At 67.5% G+C, this 24875-nt stretch carries 24 protein-coding genes; 16 read left to right on the top strand and 8 right to left on the bottom strand.

Annotated features, from left to right (window positions below):
* The first annotated feature begins 50 nt into the window (after positions 1 to 50).
* The 3 genes from pyrH to AC5ZH6_RS10735 all read left to right on the top strand — a co-directional run bounded on the left by pyrH (position 51) and on the right by AC5ZH6_RS10735 (position 2468).
* Positions 51 to 791: a UMP kinase gene (gene pyrH / locus AC5ZH6_RS10725; protein ID WP_006371324.1), complete on the top strand. Its 741-nt coding sequence runs from the start codon at positions 51 to 53 to the stop codon at positions 789 to 791.
* An 86-nt stretch (positions 792 to 877) separates the two neighbouring features.
* Positions 878 to 1435 carry a ribosome recycling factor gene (frr, locus tag AC5ZH6_RS10730; protein WP_006371325.1) on the top strand — a complete coding sequence of 186 codons (558 nt, stop codon included), beginning with the start codon at positions 878 to 880 and terminating at the stop codon, positions 1433 to 1435.
* 88 nt (positions 1436 to 1523) lie between these two features.
* Positions 1524 to 2468, top strand: coding sequence for a phosphatidate cytidylyltransferase (locus tag AC5ZH6_RS10735; protein WP_211545168.1), 945 nt, complete (start codon positions 1524 to 1526; stop codon positions 2466 to 2468).
* A 42-nt stretch (positions 2469 to 2510) separates the two neighbouring features.
* On the opposite strand, the gene AC5ZH6_RS10740 is transcribed toward AC5ZH6_RS10735, so the two are convergent.
* Positions 2511 to 2879 carry a LapA family protein gene (locus AC5ZH6_RS10740; protein WP_006371327.1) on the bottom strand — a complete coding sequence of 123 codons (369 nt, stop codon included), beginning with the start codon at positions 2877 to 2879 and terminating at the stop codon, positions 2511 to 2513.
* Positions 2880 to 2909: 30 nt separating this feature from the next.
* Between AC5ZH6_RS10740 and rlmN the strand changes: the two genes are divergently transcribed.
* Positions 2910 to 4022 (top strand): dual-specificity RNA methyltransferase RlmN, encoded by a 1113-nt coding sequence (rlmN, locus tag AC5ZH6_RS10745; protein WP_014359756.1) that lies wholly within the window; start codon positions 2910 to 2912, stop codon positions 4020 to 4022.
* A 99-nt stretch (positions 4023 to 4121) separates the two neighbouring features.
* On the opposite strand, the gene AC5ZH6_RS10750 is transcribed toward rlmN, so the two are convergent.
* Entirely contained in the window at positions 4122 to 4412 is a 291-nt protein-coding gene (locus AC5ZH6_RS10750) for a DUF2631 domain-containing protein (RefSeq protein ID WP_496169026.1), read from the bottom strand.
* 180 nt (positions 4413 to 4592) lie between these two features.
* Between AC5ZH6_RS10750 and puuE the strand changes: the two genes are divergently transcribed.
* The 6 genes from puuE to AC5ZH6_RS10780 all read left to right on the top strand — a co-directional run bounded on the left by puuE (position 4593) and on the right by AC5ZH6_RS10780 (position 12335).
* Positions 4593 to 5564 (top strand): allantoinase PuuE, encoded by a 972-nt coding sequence (puuE, locus tag AC5ZH6_RS10755; protein ID WP_006371330.1) that lies wholly within the window; start codon positions 4593 to 4595, stop codon positions 5562 to 5564.
* A 112-nt stretch (positions 5565 to 5676) separates the two neighbouring features.
* On the top strand, positions 5677 to 6849 hold the full coding sequence (gene dxr, locus AC5ZH6_RS10760) for a 1-deoxy-D-xylulose-5-phosphate reductoisomerase (protein ID WP_288337055.1): 1173 nt from the start codon (positions 5677 to 5679) through the stop codon (positions 6847 to 6849).
* 70 nt (positions 6850 to 6919) lie between these two features.
* Positions 6920 to 8152, top strand: coding sequence for a M50 family metallopeptidase (locus tag AC5ZH6_RS10765; protein ID WP_014359759.1), 1233 nt, complete (start codon positions 6920 to 6922; stop codon positions 8150 to 8152).
* A gap of 87 nt (positions 8153 to 8239) precedes the next feature.
* Positions 8240 to 9448 carry a flavodoxin-dependent (E)-4-hydroxy-3-methylbut-2-enyl-diphosphate synthase gene (ispG, locus tag AC5ZH6_RS10770; RefSeq protein WP_006371333.1) on the top strand — a complete coding sequence of 403 codons (1209 nt, stop codon included), beginning with the start codon at positions 8240 to 8242 and terminating at the stop codon, positions 9446 to 9448.
* 74 nt (positions 9449 to 9522) lie between these two features.
* Positions 9523 to 10359 (top strand): GNAT family N-acetyltransferase, encoded by an 837-nt coding sequence (locus tag AC5ZH6_RS10775; protein ID WP_006371334.1) that lies wholly within the window; start codon positions 9523 to 9525, stop codon positions 10357 to 10359.
* Positions 10360 to 10502: 143 nt separating this feature from the next.
* Complete coding sequence (locus AC5ZH6_RS10780) at positions 10503 to 12335, top strand: penicillin-binding transpeptidase domain-containing protein (protein ID WP_265077889.1); 1833 nt, start codon at positions 10503 to 10505, stop codon at positions 12333 to 12335.
* 58 nt (positions 12336 to 12393) lie between these two features.
* On the opposite strand, the gene AC5ZH6_RS10785 is transcribed toward AC5ZH6_RS10780, so the two are convergent.
* Genes AC5ZH6_RS10785 through AC5ZH6_RS10795 form a run of 3 tightly spaced genes read right to left on the bottom strand, consistent with a single transcriptional unit; the run spans position 12394 to position 15331 of the window.
* Positions 12394 to 13188: a heme ABC transporter ATP-binding protein gene (locus tag AC5ZH6_RS10785; protein ID WP_006371336.1), complete on the bottom strand. Its 795-nt coding sequence runs from the start codon at positions 13186 to 13188 to the stop codon at positions 12394 to 12396.
* A gap of 2 nt (positions 13189 to 13190) precedes the next feature.
* Positions 13191 to 14264, bottom strand: coding sequence for a FecCD family ABC transporter permease (locus AC5ZH6_RS10790; RefSeq protein ID WP_006371337.1), 1074 nt, complete (start codon positions 14262 to 14264; stop codon positions 13191 to 13193).
* Positions 14261 to 15331 carry a heme/hemin ABC transporter substrate-binding protein gene (locus AC5ZH6_RS10795; protein WP_020171534.1) on the bottom strand — a complete coding sequence of 357 codons (1071 nt, stop codon included), beginning with the start codon at positions 15329 to 15331 and terminating at the stop codon, positions 14261 to 14263. The genes AC5ZH6_RS10790 and AC5ZH6_RS10795 overlap by 4 nt, the downstream gene beginning before the upstream one ends.
* A gap of 143 nt (positions 15332 to 15474) precedes the next feature.
* Between AC5ZH6_RS10795 and map the strand changes: the two genes are divergently transcribed.
* Positions 15475 to 16338 carry a type I methionyl aminopeptidase gene (gene map / locus AC5ZH6_RS10800; RefSeq protein WP_026920177.1) on the top strand — a complete coding sequence of 288 codons (864 nt, stop codon included), beginning with the start codon at positions 15475 to 15477 and terminating at the stop codon, positions 16336 to 16338.
* Between the two features lie 34 nt (positions 16339 to 16372).
* On the opposite strand, the gene AC5ZH6_RS10805 is transcribed toward map, so the two are convergent.
* The gene (locus AC5ZH6_RS10805; protein WP_020171532.1) at positions 16373 to 17092 is read right to left on the bottom strand and encodes an SDR family oxidoreductase; all 720 of its coding nucleotides are present in this window, start codon (positions 17090 to 17092) and stop codon (positions 16373 to 16375) included.
* A gap of 147 nt (positions 17093 to 17239) precedes the next feature.
* Here AC5ZH6_RS10805 and AC5ZH6_RS10810 point away from each other — a divergent pair, with 147 nt between their 5' ends.
* From AC5ZH6_RS10810 to AC5ZH6_RS10820, 3 genes are read left to right on the top strand one after another with little or no spacing between them, the layout of a single operon-like run.
* A complete protein-coding gene (locus tag AC5ZH6_RS10810; RefSeq protein WP_231387002.1) occupies positions 17240 to 17590 on the top strand; it encodes a winged helix-turn-helix transcriptional regulator in 351 nt (116 codons plus the stop codon).
* Positions 17587 to 19173, top strand: coding sequence for a cobyric acid synthase (locus tag AC5ZH6_RS10815; RefSeq protein WP_020171530.1), 1587 nt, complete (start codon positions 17587 to 17589; stop codon positions 19171 to 19173). The genes AC5ZH6_RS10810 and AC5ZH6_RS10815 overlap by 4 nt, the downstream gene beginning before the upstream one ends.
* 37 nt (positions 19174 to 19210) lie before the next feature.
* Entirely contained in the window at positions 19211 to 20035 is an 825-nt protein-coding gene (locus AC5ZH6_RS10820; RefSeq protein ID WP_006371343.1) for an alpha/beta fold hydrolase, read from the top strand.
* A gap of 67 nt (positions 20036 to 20102) precedes the next feature.
* Here the strand turns inward: AC5ZH6_RS10820 and AC5ZH6_RS10825 are convergent, their stop codons facing one another.
* Together AC5ZH6_RS10825 and AC5ZH6_RS10830 are read right to left on the bottom strand one after the other, a co-directional pair.
* Positions 20103 to 21524, bottom strand: a complete 1422-nt coding sequence (locus AC5ZH6_RS10825) for a mycothione reductase (protein ID WP_020171529.1) — start codon at positions 21522 to 21524, stop codon at positions 20103 to 20105.
* A gap of 7 nt (positions 21525 to 21531) precedes the next feature.
* The gene (locus AC5ZH6_RS10830) at positions 21532 to 22656 is read right to left on the bottom strand and encodes an alpha/beta hydrolase (protein WP_020171528.1); all 1125 of its coding nucleotides are present in this window, start codon (positions 22654 to 22656) and stop codon (positions 21532 to 21534) included.
* 152 nt (positions 22657 to 22808) lie between these two features.
* Here AC5ZH6_RS10830 and mqo point away from each other — a divergent pair, with 152 nt between their 5' ends.
* Positions 22809 to 24332: a malate dehydrogenase (quinone) gene (gene mqo / locus AC5ZH6_RS10835; RefSeq protein ID WP_006371346.1), complete on the top strand. Its 1524-nt coding sequence runs from the start codon at positions 22809 to 22811 to the stop codon at positions 24330 to 24332.
* Positions 24333 to 24368: 36 nt separating this feature from the next.
* Positions 24369 to 24866 (top strand): GNAT family N-acetyltransferase, encoded by a 498-nt coding sequence (locus AC5ZH6_RS10840; RefSeq protein ID WP_006371347.1) that lies wholly within the window; start codon positions 24369 to 24371, stop codon positions 24864 to 24866.
* Positions 24867 to 24875 lie beyond the last annotated feature (9 nt).

The following is a 24875-nucleotide window of genomic DNA, read 5'->3' on the forward strand; positions in this document are numbered from 1 at the left end:
GACGGACGGGACCATAAGATGGTGAGTCGAACCGACGAGTGAGGATGTTGATGAGCGAAACCCCCGACACCCGACAGTCCGAACGCACCGGCTTCGGCCGCGTGCTCCTCAAGCTCGGTGGCGAAATGTTCGGCGGGGGAGAGGTCGGTCTCGATCCCGACGTCGTAGCCACGGTCGCCGACCAAATCGCCGAGGTCGTCGAGTCCGGTGCACAGGTGGCCGTGGTCATCGGTGGCGGCAACTTCTTCCGCGGCGCCGAACTTCAACAACGCGGCCTCGACCGGGCGCGCTCGGACTACATGGGCATGCTCGGAACTGTCATGAATTGTCTTGCGTTGCAGGACTTCCTGGAAAAGCGGGGAATCACGACGCGGGTGCAGACCGCCATCACGATGGGGCAGGTGGCCGAGCCGTACCTCCCGTTGCGTGCGCAGCGGCATCTCGAGAAGGGCCGGGTGGTCATCTTCGGCGCCGGCATGGGTATGCCCTACTTCTCCACCGACACCACCGCCGCGCAGCGTGCGCTGGAGATCAAGGCCGAGGTCGTGTTGATGGCCAAAGCCGTCGACGGCGTCTACAGTGCCGATCCCCGCATCGATCCCGATGCCACGCTGTTCCGCGAGATCACCCACCGCGAGGTCCTCGACCGGGAACTGAAGGTGGCCGACGCGACCGCCTTCAGCCTCTGCATGGACAACAAGATGCCGATGTTGGTGTTCAATCTGCTGGAACGCGGGAACATCGCGCGTGCCATCGCCGGAGAACGCATCGGCACGCTGGTGAGGACCTGACCGGCGGCGAGGCGACTCACCACCGATCCCGACGAACCGGCGAGCCGAATCCAGCCCGACCCGCCACGACGAAACAGGAACACACAATGATCGACGACACGCTGCTCGACGCCGAGGAAAAGATGGAGAAGGCGGTGAACGTCGCGCGTGAGGACATGGGTTCGATCCGTACCGGTCGGGCCAACCCGGCGATGTTCAACAAGGTGGTCATCGAGTACTACGGCGCCATGACACCGATCACCCAGGTCGCCAGTATCAACACCCCGGAACCCCGGCTGGTGGTGATCAAGCCCTACGAGGCGTCGACCCTGCGCGACATCGAGACCGCCATCCGCAACTCCGATCTCGGAGTGAACCCGACCAACGACGGGACCCTGATCCGCGTGGCCGTGCCGCAGCTGACCGAGGAGCGTCGCAAGGACCTCGTCAAGCAGGCCAAGGGCAAGGGAGAGGACGCGAAGGTCTCCATCCGCAACGTCCGCCGTAAGGCGGTCGAAGAACTCAAACGCATCCAGAAGGACGGCGAGGCCGGTGAGGACGACGTGGTCCGCGCCGAGAAGGATCTCGACAAGACCACCGCCGGTTACGTGGCACAGGTCGACGAACTCGTCAAGCACAAGGAATCCGAGCTTCTCGAGGTGTGAGTGACGCCCGCGGTGTGCGTATCACCGAGGACGACGACCGAGATGAGGCAAGACGGACGAGTCGAGACGACAGGCGGAAACGACAACGATGTCACACGAATCGTCGGGGACCGGCGGCACACCCGGCGACCCCGAGTCGCCCGACTCCGCCACGTCCGGCCCCGCCACACCTGATACCGCACCCCCCGGCGAGCCCGACGCCGCCGCGCCGCGGAAGTCGCGCGCCGGCCGTGACCTCCCGGCCGCGATCGGGGTCGGGTTGACCCTCGGCGTCAGCATCATCCTGATTCTGCTGTTCGCGCCGTGGGTCTGGTACATCGTCGTGTCGGTGGCGTTCGCGATCGCCACCTGGGAGGTCACCAAACGACTGCGCGGCGGCGGCCACGATGTGGCGTTCTGGCCGCTGCTCGTCGGCGGTCAGGCGATCATCTGGTGTAGCTGGCCGTGGGGGACAACCGGGGTCCTGGTGGCGTTCGTGGCCACGGTACTCGTCATCATGGTGTGGAAGCTGTTGGCGCAGGGCATCACTCGTGCGCCCGAGAACTATCTGCGCAACCTGTCCGCGTCGGTGTTCGTGCTCGCCTGGCTTCCGCTGTTGGCTTCGTTCGGTGTGCTGATGGTGCATCAGGATCACGGGGCCGCGCGCGTGGCGACCCTGATGATCGTCGTCGTGTGTTCCGACGTCGGCGGCTACGCGGCCGGTGTGCTGTTCGGCAAACACCCGATGGCGCCGGCCATCAGCCCGAAGAAATCATGGGAAGGTCTGGCGGGCTCGCTGGTGGTGGGTACCGCGGGTGCGGTGTGCACCACGATGTTCCTGCTCGACACCCAGTGGTGGGTCGGCGTGATCCTCGGACCGGTCCTCGTGGTGTGCGCGACGCTGGGTGATCTCGTCGAATCACAGGTCAAGCGGGACCTCGATATCAAGGACATGGGGACCCTGCTGCCCGGTCACGGCGGCATCATGGACCGACTCGACTCGCTGTTGCCGTCGGCGTTCATCGTCTGGGCGGTGCTGACCGCGCTGCTGTGAGTGGGCTACCGCCGCCTCGACGGCGCGCCCGCCACAGCCCCGTCAGTTGGCCTTTCGGGCCTTCTTCAGGGCGCGGTTCAGCTGGAAGGTGCGGGCACCGCCGATCATCGCGGTGATCAGGGCGCCGGCGATCGCGGCGATCAGCAGACTGACGCCGACCGGCAGGTTGACCTTCGCGAACAAGAAGTTGATCTGCTGGGAACCCAGATTCGCGAGGATGAAGATCAACAGCAGGATGGTGATGATCGCGCCGACGACCCAGCCGATGAAGGTGGCGCGGGTGCGTGTGTGTTTGACGTCGTCGATCGCGGTTTGGGCGGCGACGTGGGAGTCATCGAGCGGCGCCGGATTGCGGGCGCGGGTCGACGAGTCGGTGGCCGGGCGCTCGGAGGACGAATCCGGTGTGCTCATGCACCCATCATGACATGCGACAATGGGAACATGACGTCTTTGCCGCTCGTGTTCGACGCGCCCAAACGCGGACGTCCGCCGACACACTTCGCCGACCTCGATCAGGCGGCCAGGGTCGCCGCGGTCGGCGATCTCGGGCTTCCGAGGTTCCGCGCCGACCAGCTCGCACGCCAGTACTACGGGCGGCTCACCGCCGACGTCGAGGAGATGACCGACCTTCCGGCCGGGGCACGCGACAAGGTCGGTGCCGCGTTGTTCCCGCAGTTGCTCACCCCGGTGCGCCACATCTCCTGCGACGACGGCAGCACCCGCAAGACGCTGTGGCGTCTGCACGACGGGACGCTGCTGGAGAGCGTGCTGATGCGCTACACCGACCGTAATACGCTGTGCATCTCCAGCCAGGCCGGGTGCGGGATGGCGTGCCCGTTCTGCGCGACCGGGCAGGGCGGACTCGACCGAAATCTGTCGACCGGGGAGATCGTCGACCAGGTGCGCGCGGCCGCGCGGGCATTGCGCGACGGGGAGTTCGGGGATGCGGGGCGCCTGTCGAACGTCGTGTTCATGGGAATGGGTGAGCCGCTCGCCAACTACAAGCGGGTGGTCTCGGCGGTCCGGCAGATCACCTCGCCGGCGCCCGAGGGTCTGGGGATCTCGGCGCGTTCGGTGACGGTCTCCACCGTCGGTCTGGCGCCGTCGATCCGGAGACTGGCCGACGAAAATCTCTCGGTCACGCTCGCGGTCTCCTTGCACACCCCCGACGACGAATTGCGCGACACGCTGGTCCCGGTGAACAACCGCTGGTCGGTTGCCGAGGTGCTCGACGCGGCGCGGTACTACGCCGATTCCACCGGCCGGCGTGTCTCCATCGAGTACGCACTGATCCGCGACGTCAACGACCAGCCGTGGCGCGCGGACATGCTCGGCCAGAAGCTGCATCGGGCACTCGGGTCCCTGGTGCATGTGAATCTCATCCCGCTCAATCCCACGCCGGGTTCCGAGTGGGATGCGAGCCCGAAAGACGTTGAGCGGGAGTTCGTCCGGCGTGTCCGGGCCCAGGGTGTGTCGTGCACGGTCCGCGACACCCGTGGCCAGGAGATCGCCGCGGCGTGCGGGCAACTCGCCGCCGAGGAGACCGACGGCTGAGCCGCCGACCACCGGACCCCACACGGCAGCGCCCACACAACAGCGCACCCCGGCGAAAAGTAATCGCCGGGGTGCGTGTGGGTTTCACAGGTCGTGCGGTCAACTCCACTTTTTCTTCGTGAGCATGCCGCGCAGCAGGAAGGCGGCGACGATGACGCCGAACGCGGCCAGCCAGATGTCCTCGACGTGCCCGACGTGGTTTCCGTAGAACATCGCGAACAGCAACACGACCACCACCCAGCCCGCGATGTAGAACGTGCGGGTCGCCACGCCGTGCCAGCCGAAACGCGCCGATGGCGCGTCGGCGGGCTCGCGCACCCACTCGGTGTCGATCTCGTCGCTGTGCTCCACGTCGGTGCTTGCCGCGTGCTCCACGTCGGTGCCTGCCACGTTGACTCCTCGCTGCGCACGTCAGAAGTGGTCTCTGACGATCGGTAGTAGTACTTCCAGAAGAGCATAGCGGGCACGGTGGCGCCGTGTCTCACTCCCCATGCCGCGTCTCGCGTGGCGTCGAAAGGCGGGGGTATCGCCCGACGGGACGACGTCGGAGATCGGTGCAAGAATGCGCCCATGCATCCGCCGACCCGATCGCTTGCCGACTATCGCTCCGAGGACTACCCCCGCGACATGGTGGGTTACGGTGCCACACCGCCGGATCCGCAGTGGCCGTCGAACGCGAAGATCGCGGTGCAGTTCGTGCTGAACTACGAGGAGGGCAGTGAGAACAACGTCCTCGAAAACGACCGCGGGAGCGAAACATTCCTGTCGGAGATGATCGGCGCGCAGTCATTCCCGAACCGCCACATGAGCATGGAATCGCTCTACGAGTACGGCTCCCGTGCCGGGGTGTGGCGAGTGCTGCGGGCCTTCGAGCGTCGCGGTTGGCCGTTGACGATCTTCGCGGTGGCGCAGGCGATGGCGCGTAACCCGGAGGTGGTGGCGGCCTTCCTCGAACGCGGTGACGAGATCGCCTGCCACGGGTACCGGTGGCTGAGCTATCAGATGGTCGACGAGCACGTCGAACGCGAACACATGCGCGCTGCCGTGGAGCTGCTGACCGAGATCACCGGGTCCCGTCCGCTGGGTTGGTACACCGGCCGCGATTCGCCGAACACGCGGTCGCTCGTCGTGGAGCAGGGCGGTTTCGTCTACGACTCGGACAGTTACGCCGATGATCTGCCCTATTGGGTCAAGGTCGGCCGGACCACCGACGGAATTCGCACCGAGGTCGATCACCTCGTGGTGCCCTACACGCTCGACACCAATGACATGCGCTTCGCGTCGCCGGGTGGATTCCCTTCCGGTGAACAGTTTTTCGCGCATCTGCGAGATGCGTTCGACGTGCTCTACCGCGAGGGTGAACAGGGTTCGCCGAAGATGCTCTCGGTGGGATTGCACTGTCGTCTGGTGGGCCGGCCGGCGCGGGTGGCGGCGCTCGAGCGCTTTCTCGATCACGTCGCGGCCCACGACGACGTGTGGGTCGCACGGCGGATCGACATTGCCGAGCACTGGCGCGCTGTGAACCCGGCGCCGGGAGCGTAGCGAGCGGGCCGAAGTGAACCCGGCGCCGGGAGCGTAGCGAGCGGGCCGAGTGGGACGGGCGCCGGGAGCGTAGCGAGCGGTGGCGGTTTGCCGTGGTGCGCGGTGGGCGACAATGGTCGTCGTGACGACACGTGTGCTGATTCTCGGTTCGACCGGTTCGATCGGGGTGCAGGCCCTCGAGGTGATCTCCGAGCATCCGGAGTTGTTCTCGGTGGTCGGCGTCGGTGCCGGGGGCGGCAACCCGGACTTGTTGGGCCGGCAGGCCCGCGAGTTCGGTGTGCCTGCGCACCGGGTGGCCGTCGCGGATGCGGCGGTGGCCGAGAAACTCGTGGCCGAGTTGGGCGATGGGGTCCTGGGCGGTCCGGACGCGATGTGTCGGCTGATCGAGTCGGTCGAGGCCGACGTGGTGCTGAATGCCGTCGTCGGTTCGATCGGTTTGCGGCCGAGTCTGGCGGCGTTGCGGTCGGGTGCGCGACTGGCCTTGGCGAACAAGGAGTCGTTGGTGGCCGGGGGAGCGCTGGTGCTGGCGGCTGCGGCACCGGGGCAGATCGTGCCGGTCGATTCGGAGCATTCGGCGATCGCGCAGTGTTTGCGTGGCGGTAGCGCCGACGAGGTCGACCGGCTCGTGCTGACGGCGTCGGGCGGTCCGTTCCGGGGGTTCACCGCCGGCCAGCTCGAGAATGTGACGCCCGAACAGGCGGGACGTCATCCGACGTGGTCGATGGGCCCGATGATCACGCTGAATTCGGCGACCCTGGTGAACAAGGCGCTCGAGGTGATCGAGGCGCATCTGCTGTTCGACGTGCCCTACGACCGCATCGATGTGACGGTGCACCCGCAGTCGATCGTGCACTCAATGGTCACCTTCGTCGACGGTGCGACGATCGCCAAGGCGTCACCGCCGTCGATGAAGCTGCCGATCGCACTGGCGTTGGGCTGGCCGCACCGGGTGCCCGGATCGTCGACGGCATGTGATTTCTCGACGGCGTCGTCGTGGACGTTCGAGCCGGTCGACAACGTGGTGTTCCCGGCGATCGACCTGGCGCGCCGGGCGGGGACCGCAGGCGGCAGCCTGACCGCGGTGTACAACGCCGCGAACGAGGCTGCCGCGGAGGGATTCTTCGACGGCCGCATCGCCTTTCCGCGGATCGTGGAGATCATCGGTCGTGTGCTCGACGATGCAGATCAGTGGCGTAAAACCCCGGGTACTGTGGAGGAGATCTTCGACGCTGATGCGTGGGCACGGGCCCGCGCCGCAGAGTTGGTGGCCACGATGCAGCGGTGAGGACGCGCCGTGGGGTTAAGAGCCGTGGGGTGAAGTAGCGGTGGCGTGAGGAAACGGAGAGTCGAGAGAAGTGGTATTCGCGATCGGCGTCGTGCTGTTCGCCTTGTCGTTGTTGGCCTCGATCGCCTGGCACGAGTGCGGGCACATGTGGGCGGCACAGGCGACGGGGATGAAGGTTCGGCGCTACTTCGTCGGCTTCGGTCCGACGCTGTGGTCGACGCGACGGGGTGAGACCGAGTACGGCGTGAAGGCGTTGCCGTTCGGTGGCTTCTGCGACATCGCCGGTATGACCCCGCATGAGGAGCTGACCGCCGATGAGCTGGGTCGGGCGATGTACCGGCAGAAGGCATGGAAGCGTCTGGTGGTGCTGTTCGCAGGCCCGGCCCAGAACTTCATCCTCGGCTTCGTGCTGATCATCGTGGCCGGTCTGATCTGGGGACTGCCCGACCTGTCGCCGCCCGCGGTCGGCACCACGGTGGACAAGGTGAGTTGTCTCACCTCGACGGTCACCGTCGACGCCGACGGCAACGTGGCGGAGCCGCGCTGCACCGGTTCGGGGCCGGCCGGTGCGGCCGGAATCCGCCCCGGCGACAAGATCATCGCGGTCGACGGGGTCGCCGGAACCACCGCGAGTGCGATCACCCCGCTCATCCAGAAGAGCAACGGTCCGGTGCAGTTGCTCGTCGAGCGCGACGGCAGCCGGGTGACCCTGACGATGACCCCGCAGCCGGTGACCACCACCGTCACCGACAAGTCGGGCAAGGTGACCTCGCAGACGGTCAACAAGGTCGGAATCCAGTTCCAGCAGCCGCCGCTGTGGAAGCACTACAACCCGGTGACGATCCTGCCCGGTGCGGCGGTCTTCACCGCCGAACTCGCGCATCAGACCTGGGATGCGCTGCTGTCGATGCCGACCAAGGTCCACAATCTGTGGATCGCGGTGACCGGTGGTGTGCGCTCGGCGGACACCCCGGTGAGCGTGTACGGCGCCACCGTCCTGGGCGGGCAGGCGGCCGAACGCGGACTGTGGGACACCTTCCTTCTGCTGCTGATCAGCATCAACTTCTTCCTGGGCCTGTTCAATCTCGTACCGCTACTACCCTTGGATGGTGGACACATGGCCATCGTCGGGTACGAGAAGGGACGTGACACGGTGCGTCGATGGTTCGGCCGGGCTCCCGGCGGACCGATCGACTACTACAAGTTGCTTCCCCTGACCTACGCCGTGGTGGTGGTCATGGCCGCGTTCATGGTGCTGACCCTCACCGCCGACATCGTGAACCCGATCACGATCCCGAATTGATGGCCGCCACCAGCCCCGGCTCGACCGGCCCGCGCCCAGCCCTCGCGAGTTCCCGCTCGCGCACACCGAACTCCTCAGGAGAACGAGATGTCCGCATCTGACCCGACTCCGGCCGGCTCGACGGTCACCGACCCGATCTCGATCGGGCTCGGCATGCCCGCCGCACCGCCACCGGTGCTCGCACCGCGACGCAAGACCCGCCAGATCCAGGTCGGATCGGTCGGCGTCGGCAGCGATCACCCCATCTCGGTGCAGTCGATGACCACCACCAAGACCCACGACATCAATGCGACCCTGCAGCAGATCGCGCAGTTGACCGCGTCGGGCTGCGACATCGTGCGCGTGGCGTGCCCGCGCAACGAGGACGCCGAGGCGCTGCCGATCATCGCGAAGAAGTCGAAGATCCCGGTGATCGCCGACATCCACTTCCAACCGAAGTACATCTTCGCCGCGATCGACGCCGGCTGTGCGGCGGTCCGGGTCAATCCGGGCAACATCAAGGAGTTCGACGGCCGGGTCAAGGAGGTCGCGAAGGCCGCCGGTGACGCCGGCATCCCGATCCGGATCGGCGTCAACGCGGGATCGCTCGACAAGCGGATCATGAGCAAGTACGGCAAGGCCACCCCGGAGGCGCTGGTCGAGTCGGCGTTGTGGGAGGCGGGCCTGTTCGAGGAACACGGCTTCGGCGACATCAAGATCTCGGTGAAGCACAACGATCCGGTGGTCATGGTCGAGGCCTACCGGCAGCTCGCCGCCCAGTGCGACTACCCGTTGCATCTCGGGGTGACCGAGGCCGGGCCGGCGTTCCAGGGCACCATCAAGTCGTCGGTCGCGTTCGGTGCGCTGCTCTCCCAGGGCATCGGTGACACGATCCGCGTGTCGCTTTCGGCGCCGCCGGCCGAGGAGGTCAAGGTCGGCGACCAGATCCTGCAGTCACTGAACCTGCGGCCCCGCAAGCTCGAGATCGTCTCGTGTCCGTCGTGCGGACGCGCCCAGGTCGACGTGTACAAGCTCGCCGACGCGGTGACCGCCGGGCTCGAGGGCATGGAGGTACCGCTGCGGGTGGCGGTGATGGGATGTGTCGTCAACGGTCCCGGCGAGGCGCGTGAGGCCGATCTCGGTGTCGCCTCGGGCAACGGCAAGGGACAGATCTTCGTCAAGGGTGAGGTCATCAAGACCGTGCCGGAGGCCGAGATCGTCGAGACCTTGATCGAGGAAGCGCTGCGAATTGCGGGCGAATCGGGAGAAACTGGAGAAGGCGCGCCCGCGGGGCCGCCAGTCGTGACCGTGTCCTGAGTTCCTCACGCGTGGTGAACTGATATCGGGCTACGCTCACACCGCAGGATCACATGGGACGAAGGAGCAGCGCGGTGCTGAAGCTGCTGGGCGACAAGCCGCTCGGGGCGCGGGATGCACCCGCGGTGGGTCGTGTCCTCAACTCGGACCCGGTCCCGATGTGCATGGTCGCCGCACGGTTCGAGTCCCACGGAATCGAGCCGCGGATGCTGGGCGGGGAGATGTGGACCGCGGGCCGGCCCGAGACCTCCCTGTGTTTCTCGGGCGCCAACCTGATCCCGTTGCGTGGCACGGCCGCCGACATGGAGTACTTCGCCGACCGCGCGGCAGCGGGCGCCAGGGTGTGCTCCTCCATCGTCGGTGACGCCGACCTGGCCCTGACCCTGTGGGACCGTATCGGGGCCACCTGGGGCCCGGCGCGCGAGGTCCGACCGGTACAACCGCTGATGGCGCTGCACGGCGCGCCCCACGTCGAACCCGACCCGCACGTGCGATTGGTCACCCACGACGATCTCGAGGCGTACCTGCCCGCGGCCGTCGACATGTTCATCGGTGAGGTCGGTGTCGACCCATGTGCCGGGGACGGCGGCCGGTCGTATCGCCGCAGGCTGGCGTCGCTGATCGCCGCACGTCGGGTGTTCGCCCGATTCGAGCACGGCGAGGTCGTGTTCAAGGCCGAGATCGGGTCGATGTCGCGGGCGGTCGGGCAGATCCAGGGGGTGTGGGTCGACCCACGCATGCGGGGGCGCGGCTACGGCGGCGCCGGAACGGCGGCCGTGGCCACCGCGATCACCGCACTCGGACGCATTCCCAGCCTGTACGTCAACAGCTTCAATCTGCCGGCCCAGGCCGCCTACCGCCGAATCGGTTTCACCCAGGTCGGGACCTTCGCGACGATTCTCATCGACTGACGTCGTACCCCCGGGTCTCGCCATCCGACACCGGCCGGCGTCGGAGGGTAGCGCCACTTGCCAACACCGCGGAGGAACACCGCGGCGATCATGCCGCGTGGCAACCGTATTCGATGTCGTGCGGGTCCTAGTATCGGCACTCGATGGACTTTCCGACGCGTCGCGCCGCCGGTGTGGTGGCTGTGCTGATCAGTGCCGTGCTCGCGCTGTGCGCGGTGAGCGCATGCTCGTCCGACGACGATGGTCCTCGACAGGCCGTCCAGGCGTTTCTCGATGCCTACGCGCACGGTGACGCCGCGAAAGCGGCGGCGCTGACCGACAATCCGCAGGCGGCGCAGACCGCACTGCAGTCGGCGTGGACCGGGTTGTCGGCCGAATCGATGTCGGGCACCACCGGCAAGGCCTCGATCGACCAGGACACCGCCGACATCGACGTGAACTATTCCTGGCGGCTCGGTCACGGCCGGCAGTGGAGCTATCCGGGCACCGTCAAGGCGATCCGCTCCGATGCCAGCGGATGGCAGGTGCGCTGGACGACCACCGACATCCACCCCAATCTCGGTGGCGATCAACGTCTCTCGTTGCGCATCACCGAGGCGCCGCGGGCCACGGTCAACGAGGCCGACGGGTCGGAGGTGATGGACAACGGCACCGTGATCGGCATCAACTTCGATGCCAAGGCGGCCACCGCCGCCGGGACCTCGGTCGGTGATGCCGTCACCCAATTGGTGAGTGTCCTCGCGCCGTTCGCGCCGAATCTCGATCCACAACGGATCGCCGAGGAGTCGACGTCGTCGGGACAGCAGTATCCGATCACCCGGCTCTCCGAGGCCGACTTCAACCGGCTGCGCGATCAACTCGCGATCCCGGGTGTGGTGTACAACGAGCAGTCCGAACTCGTCCCCACCGATCCGACCTTCGCGCCGGTACTGCTCAATGGTGTGCGCGGCGTGGTCGACGACGAGGTCGTCGGCCGGGCCGGCTGGCGCGTGGTCACCGTGAACCCCAATGGTCTCGACGCCGACGTCCTCGCCGACCATGCGCCCGAGCCGGCGGCGGCGGTGCCGCTGAGCCTGTCGCGGCAGGTGCAGAACGCCGCGCAGCGAGCGGTGAACGCCACCAACACCTTTCAGATTGCGATGGTGGTCATCCAACCCTCCACCGGGCGGATCCTCGCGGTCGCGCAGAACCCGGCCGCCGACACCCAGGGCCCGATCGCGACCACCGGCCTCTACCCGCCGGGGTCGACGTTCAAGATGGTGACGTCGTCGGCGGCGTTCAATGCGTCGATGGTGCATCCGGATTCGATCGTCGGGTGCCCGGGCGAGATCACCATCGGTCCACGCACCATCCCCAACTACGATCAGTTCGCGCTCGGTTCGGTCACCCTGCAGCGCGCGTTCGCGCAGTCCTGCAACACCACCTTCGCGAAACTGGCCAGTGAGATGGGGCCCTCGGATCTGGCGCACGCCGCGGCGGCCATGGGGATCGGCCGCACCTTCGACATCCCCGGTCTGGCGACCTCGACCGGATCGGTGCCGATCGAGAACGATCTGGTCGCCCGCACAGAGGATGGCTTCGGGCAGGGCAAGGACCTGGTCAGTCCGTTCAGCATGGCGCTCGTCGCCGCGACCGTGGCCAACAACGGGAAGATGCCCGTGCCGCAACTCATCCTGGATCGCCCGACGACGGTCGGCGGCCCGTCGGCGACGCTGAACCCCGACGTCGTCGGACAGCTGCGGCCGATGATGCGCGAGGTGGTGCTCACCGGTACCGGCACCGCCATCGCCGGGCAGGGCGAGGTCTACGGCAAGACCGGTGAGGCCGAGTTCGACGGCGGCTCGCACGCCTGGTTCGCCGGTTATCGCGGAGATCTGGCCTTTGCGACGCTCGTTGTGCGAGGCGGGGATTCGAACAACGCGGTCGGTGTCACCCGCGACTTCTTCTCTTTCCTGCCGCCCGGCTTCGGGGTGTGATCCTCGGTCGTTCGATGCCAGGCGATCCGGCGTGCCCGACGATCGGGCCTGTCGGCTGCTACCGCCGCAACGGCATCACGATGAGCCTGCCGTCCCGCTCGAAGATGTCGACCGGGTGATCGTAGGTCTCCGAGAGCAATTCGCTCGTCATCACCTCTCGGGTCGGGCCGAATGCGAGGAGTCGGCCGTCCTTCATCAACGCGACACGGTCGGCGTAGGCCGCGGCCAGGGTGAGATCGTGTACCACCAGCAGGATCGCGGCCCCGGAATCGCGGTGCTCGCACAGGATCTGCAGGACCTGCTCCTGGTGGCGGATGTCGAGGGCGGCGGTCGGCTCGTCGAGCATCATCACCGGCGTGTTCTGCGCCAACGCCCGCGCCAGTGACACCCGGGCCTGTTGGCCGCCGGAGAGCTGCGGAAAGGGTTGGTGGACAAGTGAATCGAGGTCACAGCGGGTGATCGCGTCGGCGATGAGCTCCGGTGAGCGGGCAGCGTGCGGGGTTCGTAACCACGGGTACCGTCCCATCTCCACGACCTCGCCGACGGTGAACGGGGTGTCGACACGATTGTGTTGGGTGACCATCGACCGGCGTCGCGCCAGATCACGGTGGGAAGTGTGTGCGACATCGTGTCCGTCGATGATCGCCGTGCCGTGCTGTGGGGTCCGCACCCCGGACAACGCCGACAGCAGAGTCGATTTGCCGCAACCGTTGGGACCGACGAGAGCCACCAACTCGCCGGCAGTCACCTCCAGGGACACGTGGTCGACGACGTCGCGACCGCCGAGCGTCACCACGATGTTCTCGGCCCGGATGCCCGAATGGCGTTGCGATCCCTCACGTGGCTGCGGCACCGTCACCACCCCGCTCCGGCGTGGCGACTGCGACGCAGCAGGATGAAGAACGCCGGTCCGCCGACCAGCGAGGTGAACACCCCGAGGGGGAGATCGGCACCGCCGAGAACGGTTCGTGAGGCGAGGTCGGCCGCGGCCAGGACGAGAGCACCACCGATGACGCTGGCCGGCAACAGGATCGCGTGCCGCGGGCCGACGATGAGACGCATCACGTGCGGCACGACGAGCCCGACGAACATCACGATGCCGGTGAAGGCGACGGCCGCCGCGGTGAGGATCGCGACCAGCACGACCACCTGCCGGCGGACGGTCTCGACGTTGACGCCCAGTGACGCCGCCTGGATCTCACCGAGGGCCAGCAGGTCGAGCTTGTGCACCAGCAGCATGGCCGCGGCGACACCGGCGACCACCAGCGGCAGCGTCACCCACACGGCGTTCCAGTTCGCGCCCGCGAGCGAGCCCAACTGCCAGAACACGATCTGTTCGCGGGCCGCCGTGGTCGCGATGAACGTCAGATACGAGATGATCCCGAGGGCGAAGGCGTTGATCGCGATGCCGGTGAGCACCAGCATGATCGCCGACGAGGAGCCATCCCGCAGCGAGAGCACGTAGACCGCGGCGGTGGTGATCAGCGCCGCGACGAACGCCGCACCGGCCAGCGCCCACCCGTTGATGCCGACCCCGCCGATGACGATCATCAGGCACGCACCGACGGCGGCACCCGAGGAGACGCCGATGACACCGGGCTCGGCGAGCGGGTTCGCGAGCACCCCCTGCAGCAGGCAGCCGCCGGCGCCGAGGGCGGCGCCGACGATCAGCCCCAACACGATTCGCGGGAACCGCACCACCCACAGCGCGTGCTCACCCTGCGGATGGGTGGGCATCGTGCCGATGTCGAGGCCGAAATGGTGTGCGAGACTGCCGAGTACCTGGGCGGGCGGCACCGGGATCTGGCCGATGGCCGCCGAGGTGATCGCTACGGCGATCGTCGCGACCACCAGGACGACGAGCACGAGCGGGGCCGAGACCCGCCCGGACGTACCGGGGGGCGAGCGTCGGGTGGTCGGGGCCCTCATGTGTAGATCGCGTGACCGAGCGCGCCGATGACCTTGCCGACGTCCGGTCCGAACGACAGCACCTCGGTTTCGTCCATCTGCACCACTCGTCGGGCACGTCCGGCGTTCGTGTCGGAGACACCGGGCAGCGCGAGCACCCCGTCGAGACCGCCGACGGAATCGGCGCCCTGCGTCATCACCAGGATCACGTCGGGATTCGCGCGCAGCAGCGCCTCGGCGGTCACGGCGGTGAACTCGGCGGTGAGGCCTGCGGCGGTACCCGCATCGGTGCCGCCGAGAGCGGAGACGAGATCGTCGGCACCGGAGTTCGGTCCGGCCAACAGCACCAGGTGCGGTCCGCGGATGTAGAGGAAGGCGATCTTCGGGTCGCCGGTGGGGTGCGGGAGCGTGGCCTTGGCCGCGGTGATCTCCGATTCCGTGCGCTTGACGAGCTGTTCGCCGGCCGGCTTCACGCCGAGGGCGGCCGCCACCGACCGGATGAGATCGGCGGTGGTGGCGATGGTGCGGGTCGAGCTGAACGTCACCACCGGGATCTGCGACGCACGGATCGCGTCGACCGCCTGCGGTGGTGTGGTGGCGGCGTCGACGAGGACGACGGTCGGGTTCAGCGCCAGCACCGATTCGGAGTTGAGCTGGTGACCATTGCCGGTGACCACCGGGAGCTTGGCCGCCGACGGGAAGGTCGTCGACTGATCACGCCCCACCACGCGGCTGCCCAGGCCGAGGGCGAACACGATGTTGCCGAGTGTGCCATTGCGGTCGACGGCGATGATGCGACTGGTGTCGGTGACCGTCACCTTGCCGCCGCCGTCGGAATCGACGGTCACCGGCAGGGTGGTCGTGGGAGAGGTGGTCACCGGCGTCACATCCGAGCCCGGCAGCGTCGCGGTCTGCGGGCCACTGCGCAGATGCGAGTCGGCGGTCTGGGAGGACGAGGACTGGTCCATCGGCGCGGTACTGCACGCCCCGACAAGCAGTCCGACGACCGCGAACACCGCGAGCACCAGGATCGCTGTCGTGTTCGTCCGGTCCTGGTGCCGGTGGGGAATGAGATGCTGCTGCCGCACCGATGTCTCCGTTCTCCGGTGGTCGCGCCGCTCGTCACTCGAGCCCGCGCCATTGCCCAGGCTCACCTTAGTCGCGGGCGCGCGGGTGCCGGCGGACCCCGTGGTCAGGGGGTGCTCGGGGTCGGCGTCCTATGGTGGAAGCCATGACTGTGCGTGCCCCACTGCGTCCCGGCAAGCTCTCGCCGATCCGGACCGTTCCCGACTCCATCGAACGTCCGGAGTACGTGTGGAAGCCGAAGGTCAACGAGGGGCACGAACCCTGGGTGCAGACCCCAGAGGTCATCGAGAAGGTGCGCGTGGCGAGCAAGATCGCGGCCAACGCGCTCGCCGAGGCCGGTAAGGCCGTCGCGCCGGGCGTCACCACCGACGAACTCGACCGCATCGCCCACGAGTACATGATCGATCACGGCGCCTATCCATCGACCTTGGGCTACAAGGACTTTCCCAAGTCGTGCTGCACCTCGTTGAACGAGGTGATCTGCCACGGCATCCCCGACTCCACCGTCATCGCCGACGGCGACATCGTCAACATCGACGTCACCGCCTACATCGGCGGCGCGCACGGCGACACCAACGCCACCTTCCTCGCCGGAGACGTCTCACAGGAGGCACGCGACCTCGTCGAACGCACCCGCATCGCCACCGAACGCGCCATCAAGGCGGTCAAACCCGGACGCGAACTCAACGTCATCGGTCGCGTCATCGAGGCGTACGCGAATCGCTTCGGCTACACCGTCGTTCGCGATTTCACCGGTCACGGCATCGGCGAGACCTTCCACAACGGGCTCGTCGTGCTGCACTACGACCAGCCGAACGTCGACACCATCCTCGAACCCGGCATGGTGTTCACGATCGAGCCGATGATCAACCTCGGCGGGCTGCCGTGGGAGATGTGGGACGACGGCTGGACGGTGGTCACCGTCGACAAGAAGTGGACCGCCCAGTTCGAGCACACCCTCGTCGTCACCGAGGACGGCGCGGAGATCCTCACCATCCCCGACAACTGATCCACCCGCTCTCCGCCCGAGGCACGGGGACGCGTCACACGCTGCGGGCACCGCCCTCGACGTGGATGGTCTCGCCCGAGACGAAACCCGCGGTGAGCAGCCATTGTGCGGCGTCGACGATGTCGTCCACGGTTCCCACCCGCCGCGCCGGGATGCCTTCGGCGACACCGGAGAAGAACGCGTCACGATCGGCCTCGGGCATGCCGTCCCAGGTGCCGGAGTCGACGATGCCCGGCGAGATCGCGTTGACCCGCACCGGTGCGAGTTCGGCAGCGAGATGACTGACGGCGAATGCGACAGCGCCGTTGGTGATCCCCATCACCGTGTATTCCGGTGCCGGCTTCCACGCCGCGACACCGGAGAACAGCGTGATCGAGCCGGTCGCGGGCATTCTCGGCCCGAAGTGTTTGGCCACCAGCAGCGGGCCGATCACCTTGGCCTCGAAGGCGGTCACCGTCGCGTCGTGGTCGAGATCGCGGACCGCCACGTTGTGATGGGCGGCGGCTGTCGACACGATGTGATCGACGGCGCCCAGTTCTGCCGCGGCAGCAGCGATGGACGCCTCGTCGGTGACATCGATCGCCACTGCCCGGCCGTTGTCGAGGTCGGCGGCCGCCGACTGCGCCGCGGTGAGATCGCGGGCCCCGATGACCACCGAGGCCCCTGCGGCGTCGGCTCGCCGGGCGATCGCGAGTCCGAGGTGCTTGGCACCGCCGATGACGAGAACAGTGGTACCGGACAGGGATTGGTTCATCACATACTCCTTGGACGTGGGTAGGCTGGACGGGATTCACGGTATGGATTTGATACCGGTATCTTCAACGAAACCGCCGACGACCAGCGCGATCCCCGGCGGTGTCCCGAGGAGAAGGGGGCGTGGGTGTCCAAGGCCTACAACGTGATGGCCCCGACCTGCCCGAGCCGGGTGGTCTTGCACCGGATCGGCGCGCGCTGGACGGTCTTCGTGGTCACCGCACTCGCCGACGGTCCGATGCGATTCAGCGCGCTCAAGGCGCATATCGCGGGGATCACTCCCAAGGTGCTCACCGAAACCCTGCGTGCGCTGGAGTTCGACGGACTCGTCGCACGCACCGATCACGGCGGTCAGCCGCCGCGCGTGGAGTACTCGCTGACCGAGCTCGGCCGCTCGCTGCTGGTCCCGTTGGCCGCGGTGCGTGCGTGGGCCGAAGAACACGTCCCCGAGGTCGAGGCGGCCAACGCCCGGGCGGCGGCGCCGGAAGCACCGCGATGACCGGGGTGCCGGGGATGAGTGGGCTGGCAGGGGCCGTGCTGATCGGCGGCACCAGCTCGGATGCGGGTAAGAGCTTGCTCGTGGCGGGTCTGTGTCGGGCGCTGGCACGCCAGGGTGTGCGGGTCGCGCCGTTCAAGGCCCAGAACATGTCGAACAACTCGGTGGTCACCCTCGACGGGGGCGAGATCGGTCGGGCGCAAGCACTGCAGGCCTACGCCTGCGGGTTGGAGCCGTCGACGCGGTTCAACCCGGTCCTGCTCAAACCCGGGGGGGATCGCCGGTCGCACGTCATCGTGCGTGGCCGGCCCGCCGGTGACGTCGGCGCCGCCGACTACTTCACCCGGCGTACCCGGCTACTCGAAGTGGTGACCGACGAATTGCGGTCCCTCCGCGAAGAATTCGACGTCGTCATCTGCGAGGGGGCGGGGTCGGTCGCCGAGATCAACCTGCGCGACACCGACATCGCGAACATGGGCTTGGCGCAGGCCGCCGACCTCCCGGTGTTGCTGGTCACCGACATCGACCGCGGCGGATCGCTGGCGCACCTGTTCGGCACGACCGCGATCCTCGGCGCCGACGACCAGTCGCGGATCGCCGGGTATGTGATCAACAAGTTCCGTGGGGATCCGGCGATCCTCGCGCCCGGCGTCGAGCAGGTGAAACAGATCACCGGACGCCCGACGCTGGGTGTGCTGCCCTTCGATCCGGACCTGTGGATCGACGCCGAGGACTCGCTGGCGAGCCCGGTCGGCCGACGGGTCGGTCCGCCCGAGACAGCCCCGGTGAGCGCCGTCGAGGGCGCTCTCGGGTCGCGCCTGCGGGTCGCGGCGATCCGCTTGCCGCGCATCTCCAATTCCACCGACGTCGAGGCGCTGGCCTGTGAACCGGGCGTCGAGGTGACCTGGGTCGACGACGCGGCATCGGTCGCCGGCGCCGATCTGGCCGTCCTCCCGGGAACCCGGGCGACGCTCGCCGACCTGGCCTGGCTGCGCTCGCGGGGCATCGATGCCGCGCTGATCGCCCGGGCCGCCGCCGACCGCCCGACGCTCGCCATCTGCGGTGGATTCCAGATGCTCGCGCATCGCATCGTCGACGGGATCGAATCCACCTCGGATCCTTCGGCGGTCGACGGTCTGCAGATCTTCGACATCGACGTCACCTTCGGTACCGAGAAGGTGGTGCGGCGGGTGTCCGGATCGGCGGCCGGGCACCGAATCGAGGGCTATGAGATTCATCACGGGCGGGTGGTGCGCTCGGCAGAGACAGGGTGGCTCGTCGACGACGTCGACGGTCCGGAGGGAGCGCGACGCGGCGCGACGTACGGCACACACTGGCACGGACTTCTGGCCTCCGACGGGTTCCGCCGGGATTTCCTCCGCGAGGTGGCGGCGAGGTCGGGGGTACCCGATTTCACACCCGCCGCCGATATCAGCGTCGATGCGATACGCAGCGCCCAGGTCGACCGGATCGCCGATCTGGTGTCGGCTCATCTGGACCTCGACGAGCTCGTCGAGATCGTGCGGTGCGGCGCCGACCCGGGACTGCCGACGATCAGACACTCCCTCCAACAGAGGACGCGTTGAGCCACGCGCGACGTGGGCGATCACCTAGGCTGAGCCGGTGGAGACTGAACAGCGCACGGTGGACGTCGGCGAGTTGACCTTCGACGTCACCGTGGGAGGACCCGACCGGGGGCCGTGGGTGCTGCTGCTGCACGGATTCCCGGTGAACGGACAGTGTTACGACGCTGTCGTGCCCCGCCTGCACGAGGCGGGTTTGCGGACGATCGTGCCGAATCAGCGCGGCTACAGCCCCGGTGCGCGTCCGAGCGAGGTCGCCGCCTACCGCATCGATCACCTCGTCGCCGACGCCATCGGAATCCTCGACGCGATGAACGTGCACTACGCACTGCTCGTCGGCCACGACTGGGGCGGGCTGGTCGCCTGGCATCTGGCATCGCGCTATCCCGACCGCTTCACCGGTTTCGTCGCGGTCTCCACCGGTCATCCCTCGGCCACCCGGGACTCCCTGGCAAGCAGTGACCAGCGTGAGAGATCCTCCTACATCAAGGATTTCATCGCCGACGGTGCCGAGGAGAAACTCCTGGCCCGTGGCGGCGTGCTGCTGCGTCGCGCCGGGGTGACCGCCGAGGAACTCGAACCGCTCAAGGAACCGGGAGCGCTGACCGCCGGACTCAATTGGTACCGCGCGAACTTCACCGGCGACATCGCCAAGACCATGTCGTGCGGGCCGGTCGAGATCCCGACGACCATGGTCTGGAGCGACGGCGATCCGGTTCTGGGTCGTGAGCAGGCCGAGCGCAGCGGACGATATGCCTACTCCGACTTCAGATTCTGCGTCCTGCCGGGCATCGACCACTGGATTCCGCAGAAGGCGCCGGCCGAACTCGCCAGCGAGATCAGCCTGCGCTCGGCGGTGTTCTGAGGTCCGGGCACCGGTCGGTGCCCGGCCGTCGGTTGGTCACGAGCGTCGGTTGGTCACGAGCGCCGCTTCACCAGTCGAGGTCGAGGCCGAGCAGTGCGTTCTCCAGGACCTCGGGCATCGCCGGATGAATCCAGTACTGGCCGCGCGCCATCTCGGCTGCACCCAGCCCGAAGGACATCGCCTGGATCACCGGCTGGATCACCGTGGGGGCCTGCGGGCCGATGATGTGGGCGCCCAACAGTTTTCCGGTACCCCGTTCAGCGATCAGTTTGCAGAACCCGGTGGTGTCCTCCATCGCCCAGCCGTAGGCCACGTCGCCGTAGGCCTGGACCTTGACGGTCACGTCCCAGCCGGCCTCGCGGGCCTGTGCCTCGGTGAGTCCGACCGCGGCGATCTGCGGGTGGGTGAATACCGCGGCGGGCACGTAGCGGTGATCGAAGGACACCAGATCGCTTGCCTGCCAACCCTTCAGGAGATTGGCCTGCACGACGCGTTCTTCGTGGTTGGCGACGTGCTTGAGTTGATAGGGCGAGCTCACGTCGCCCAACGCCCAGACCTTCGCCGCGTCGGTGCGGCCGTGCTCGTCGACGACGACGCGGCCGTCGTCGGACAACTCGAGTCCGATCGTCGCAAGTCCCAACCGATCTCCGTTGGGCTCGCGGCCCACGGCCACCAGCAACACGTCGGCGTCCAGGGACGGGCCGTCGGCGGTGTGCACCCGCACGCCGCCGTCGGGTAGGTTCTCCGCGCCGGTGATGGCGGTGTCGAGGTGCACATCCCAACGGTCCCCGGCGATTTCGGTGAATCGCTCGGAGACCGAAGCGTCGAGTTTGCGCAGCAGCCGTGGTCCACGCGCAACGATCGTCACGTCGGTGCCCAATGCCCCGAAGACATGGGCGAACTCGGCGGCGATATAGCCGCTGCCCAGGATGATCATGCGCCGAGGCAACTCTTCGAGGCGCATGACGTCGTTGTTGGTGAAGTAGCGCACCCCGGAGGCGGCGATGACGTCGGGAATCGTCGCTCGCGACCCGGCGGCGATGACCACCTCGTCGGCGAGTACCACCGCGTCGTCGGTCACCAGACGGTAGCGGCCGGCGTCGTCGCGGCCGTCGAACTCGACGTGCGCGTCGTAGACCGTGATGTTGTCGCAGTCCTCCACGCGATAACGCTTGCCGCCCTGGGAGATCGGATCGATCCGCCCGAACACCCGCGAGACGATCGCGGGCCAGTCGACCCCGGCGACGCGCGAGTCGACGCCGTACTTGCCGCCATGCGCGGCGATCTCGGCGACCTCGGAGGAGTAGACGAACATCTTGGTCGGGATGCATCCGACGTTCAGGCAAGTGCCCCCGTAGACGCCCTCCTCGAAAATGGCGATGCTCCGGGCGGCGAATCGCTCGTCGGGCAACGAGTTCCCGCTGCCCGACCCGATGATCGCGAGATCGACATGCGCGGTGGTGATGGAGTCGGTGGTGGTGTCGGGCACGCGCCGGTCACCGTCCTTTCGTGGTCGTGGCAACGTTGAGTGTCCTCGCGAGCCAGGTGTCGACCTCCCGGTAGGCCTGCTCGCGCGAGTGGGCGACCGACAGGAAGACGTCGTGTCGGGCGTCGGTGATGGGGATGGTCGTCACCCGGTTGCCCAGTGATCCGCTCCATGCGGCGATCTGGGTGACGTCGAGGACGGCGTCGGCGGCATCGATCGCCGTCGAGTAGCTACGACTGAAATGCGTTTTGTCCGAACGTAGGACGAGCGTCGGTACGCCGACGTCGATGCCGTGGTGCAGCCGGCGCTGCGCGGTGCGTACCGCGTTGAGGAAACCGAAGGTGACCGGGAAGCCGCCCATGGGCTTGCGCTCGAGGTCGTAACTCCACTCACCGTTGGCACTGTCGTGCAGGCTCTCGCCGTACGCGGCCGAGAGTTCTTGCGGAATCACGGTTTTCGGCCGGACGGCGGCGACGGCCTTGATCAGCATGCTCACCGGATATGTGCGCAGTAGTGCCTCGCCCTGCAGATCCAGCCACGGGCTGTTCAACATCAGTCCGGCGATGCGACGGTGGCGCGCTGAGTCGTTGCGCCGCAATCGATCCAGCCACATCGCGGCGATCAGTCCGCCGGTGGAATGCGCGCCGATGATGATCGGTGTGTCGGCGCCGAGCTCGGCGACGATGAGGTCGATCGCCGCATTGAGTTCCTCGTCGTAGACCCGCAGATCGGTGGCGTAGTGCGGTGTGTGGTGCGACTCGAGCGACCGGCCGCACTTGCGCAGATCGATCGCATGGAACGCATAACCGAGGTTGGCGAAGTGGTCGGCGAGCGGCTCGTGGAAGAAGTAGTCGGTGAACCCGTGGATGTAGAGCACCGCGCCGTGCTCGGCGTGGCGCTCGGCAGCAGGGCGTCGCACGAGCGTCGCGGTGATCGGATCCTCGTCGTCGGGATCGGGCCCCAGCGCGATGGTCGCCACCTCGTACCGGTCGAGGAACCGGTCGGGCTGCCACTCGGGGGCTTCGGTGGTGGTGGACTTCGGCGGGGTGGACCTGGGTGGGGCCGACTTCTGGGGAGTGGACTGCGGTGCGGTGAGCTGATCGGCGCTGTCGGTGCGGGCGCGGGAAGACGTCACGAATCCACTCTAGGCCGCTGGTGGGAGGTGCTCGTCGATGTCGCCCAGCCCACAGTTGCGCGGAGTGCTTGTGGCGGGGCGTCACCGATGGGGGACAATGGCTGTCACGAGAGAGGGCGAGGGTCGTCCCGGCTGCGTGAATTGGGGTCCAGGTGTCTCAAACGGTGATCAAGACGGATGTGGCGTTGGTGGGCGCGGGCATCATGAGTGCGACGCTCGGCGCGCTGTTGCGCCAGCTCGAACCCAGTTGGTCGATCAGTCTGTTCGAGCGGCTCGACGCCGCTGCCGCGGAGAGCAGCGACCCGTGGAACAACGCGGGCACCGGCCACTCGGCGCTGTGCGAGTTGAACTACACCCCCAAGACCGCCGACGGCGATGTCAACATCGACAAGGCGCTCAACATCAACGAGCAGTTCCAGGTCTCCCGCCAGTTCTGGTCGCACGCCGTCGACAACGGCATCCTCACCTCGCCCGACGAGTTCATCAATCCCATCCCGCATGTGAGCTTCGCCCATGGCCAGGCCGGTGTGGACTACCTGCGCAAGCGTCACGAGCGGCTCTCGAGCCAGGTGCTGTTCGAGGGAATGGAGTTCATCGACGACCCCAGCGAATTCACCAAACGGCTGCCGCTGATGTCCATCGGGCGCGATTTCTCCGATCCGGTCGCACTCAACTGGTTCACCGACGGCACCGACGTCGACTTCGGCGCGCTGACCCAGCAGTTGCTGAACTTCGTGAGTCAGGGCGGGGACATCCACTTCGGGCACGCGGTGACCAACCTCGACAAGCAGTCCGACGGCAGCTGGATCGTCAAGCTCAAGAACCGCCGCACCGGCGAGAAGTGGTCGGTGCATGCGAAGTTCGTGTTCGTCGGGGCCGGCGGCGGGGCGCTGCACCTGCTGCAGAAGTCGGGGATCGCCGAGGCCAAGGGATTCGGCGGCTTCCCGGTCTCGGGTGAGTTCTTCCGGTGCACCAACCCGGATCTCATCGACCAGCACCAGGCCAAGGTGTACGGCCAGGCGGCGGTCGGTGCACCCCCGATGTCGGTGCCGCACCTCGACACCCGCGTCATCAACCACAAGAAGGGGCTGTTGTTCGGCCCGTACGCGGGATGGTCGCCCAAGTTCCTCAAGAGCGGCAAGATCACCGATCTGCCCGCGTCGGTCAAGCCGGGCAACCTGATCCCGATGATGTCCATCGCGCCCAAGGAGTTCGGGCTGCTCAAGTACCTGATCAGCGAACTGGCTGCGAGCCCGGCCGATCGGGTCAAGACGCTGCAGGAGTTCGTCCCGCGCGCGCTCGGATCGGACTGGGAGCTGATCACCGCCGGTCAGCGCGTCCAGGTGATCCGCAAGACGGGTGCGGGAGGCTCGCTGGAGTTCGGCACGGCCGTCGTCGCCGCCGGTGACGGCACGATCGCGGGTCTGCTCGGTGCGTCGCCCGGTGCGTCGACCGCGGTGCCCGCGATGCTCAACGTCCTCGAGCAGTGCTTCCCGACCGAGTACCGGTCGTGGACACCGAAGCTCACCGAGATGATCCCGTCGTTCGGCCAGAAGCTCTCCGACAACCGTGACCTGTTCCGGCAGGTGTGGGACTGGACCAGCGCGAGCCTGCAACTGTCCGGCAACGCACCGCTGATCACCGGCGACGACCCGGTGGCCACCACTGCGGGGTGACCGACCCCACGGCGGTCTGAGATAGTTGGCGACATCATGACGTCATCGAGCCCGCGTACCTACCGCCTGCAGTCCCGATCGGCCGCCGACCTCGACGCCGCCACGCTCTACCGCATCCTGAGATTGCGGGTCGACGTGTTCGTGGTCGAGCAGGCATGCCCGTATCCGGAACTCGACGGTCGTGACCTCGAGCCGTCGACACGCCACTTCTGGTGTGTCCCCGATGACGAGGCGAGCGCCGACACGGTGGCCGCGACGCTGCGGCTGATGCAGGACGGGTCCGACGCCGACGGTCGGCCGGAGTTCCGGATCGGCCGGGTCTGCACCGAGCGATCCCATCGGGGGGAGGGACTGGCCGCACGCCTGTTGTCGGTGGCCCTCGAGGAGGTCGGCGATCACGTGTGCCGCATCGAGGCCCAGACCTATCTGGCCCAGATGTACGCGGCGTTCGGCTTCCGCGCCGACAGCGACGAGTACCTCGAGGACGGCATCCCGCACGTGTCGATGATCCGGGTCACCGGGAGCAATCGGTGAGTGCGGAGA

It is taken from the genome of Gordonia sp. YC-XJ4 (assembly GCF_059511865.1).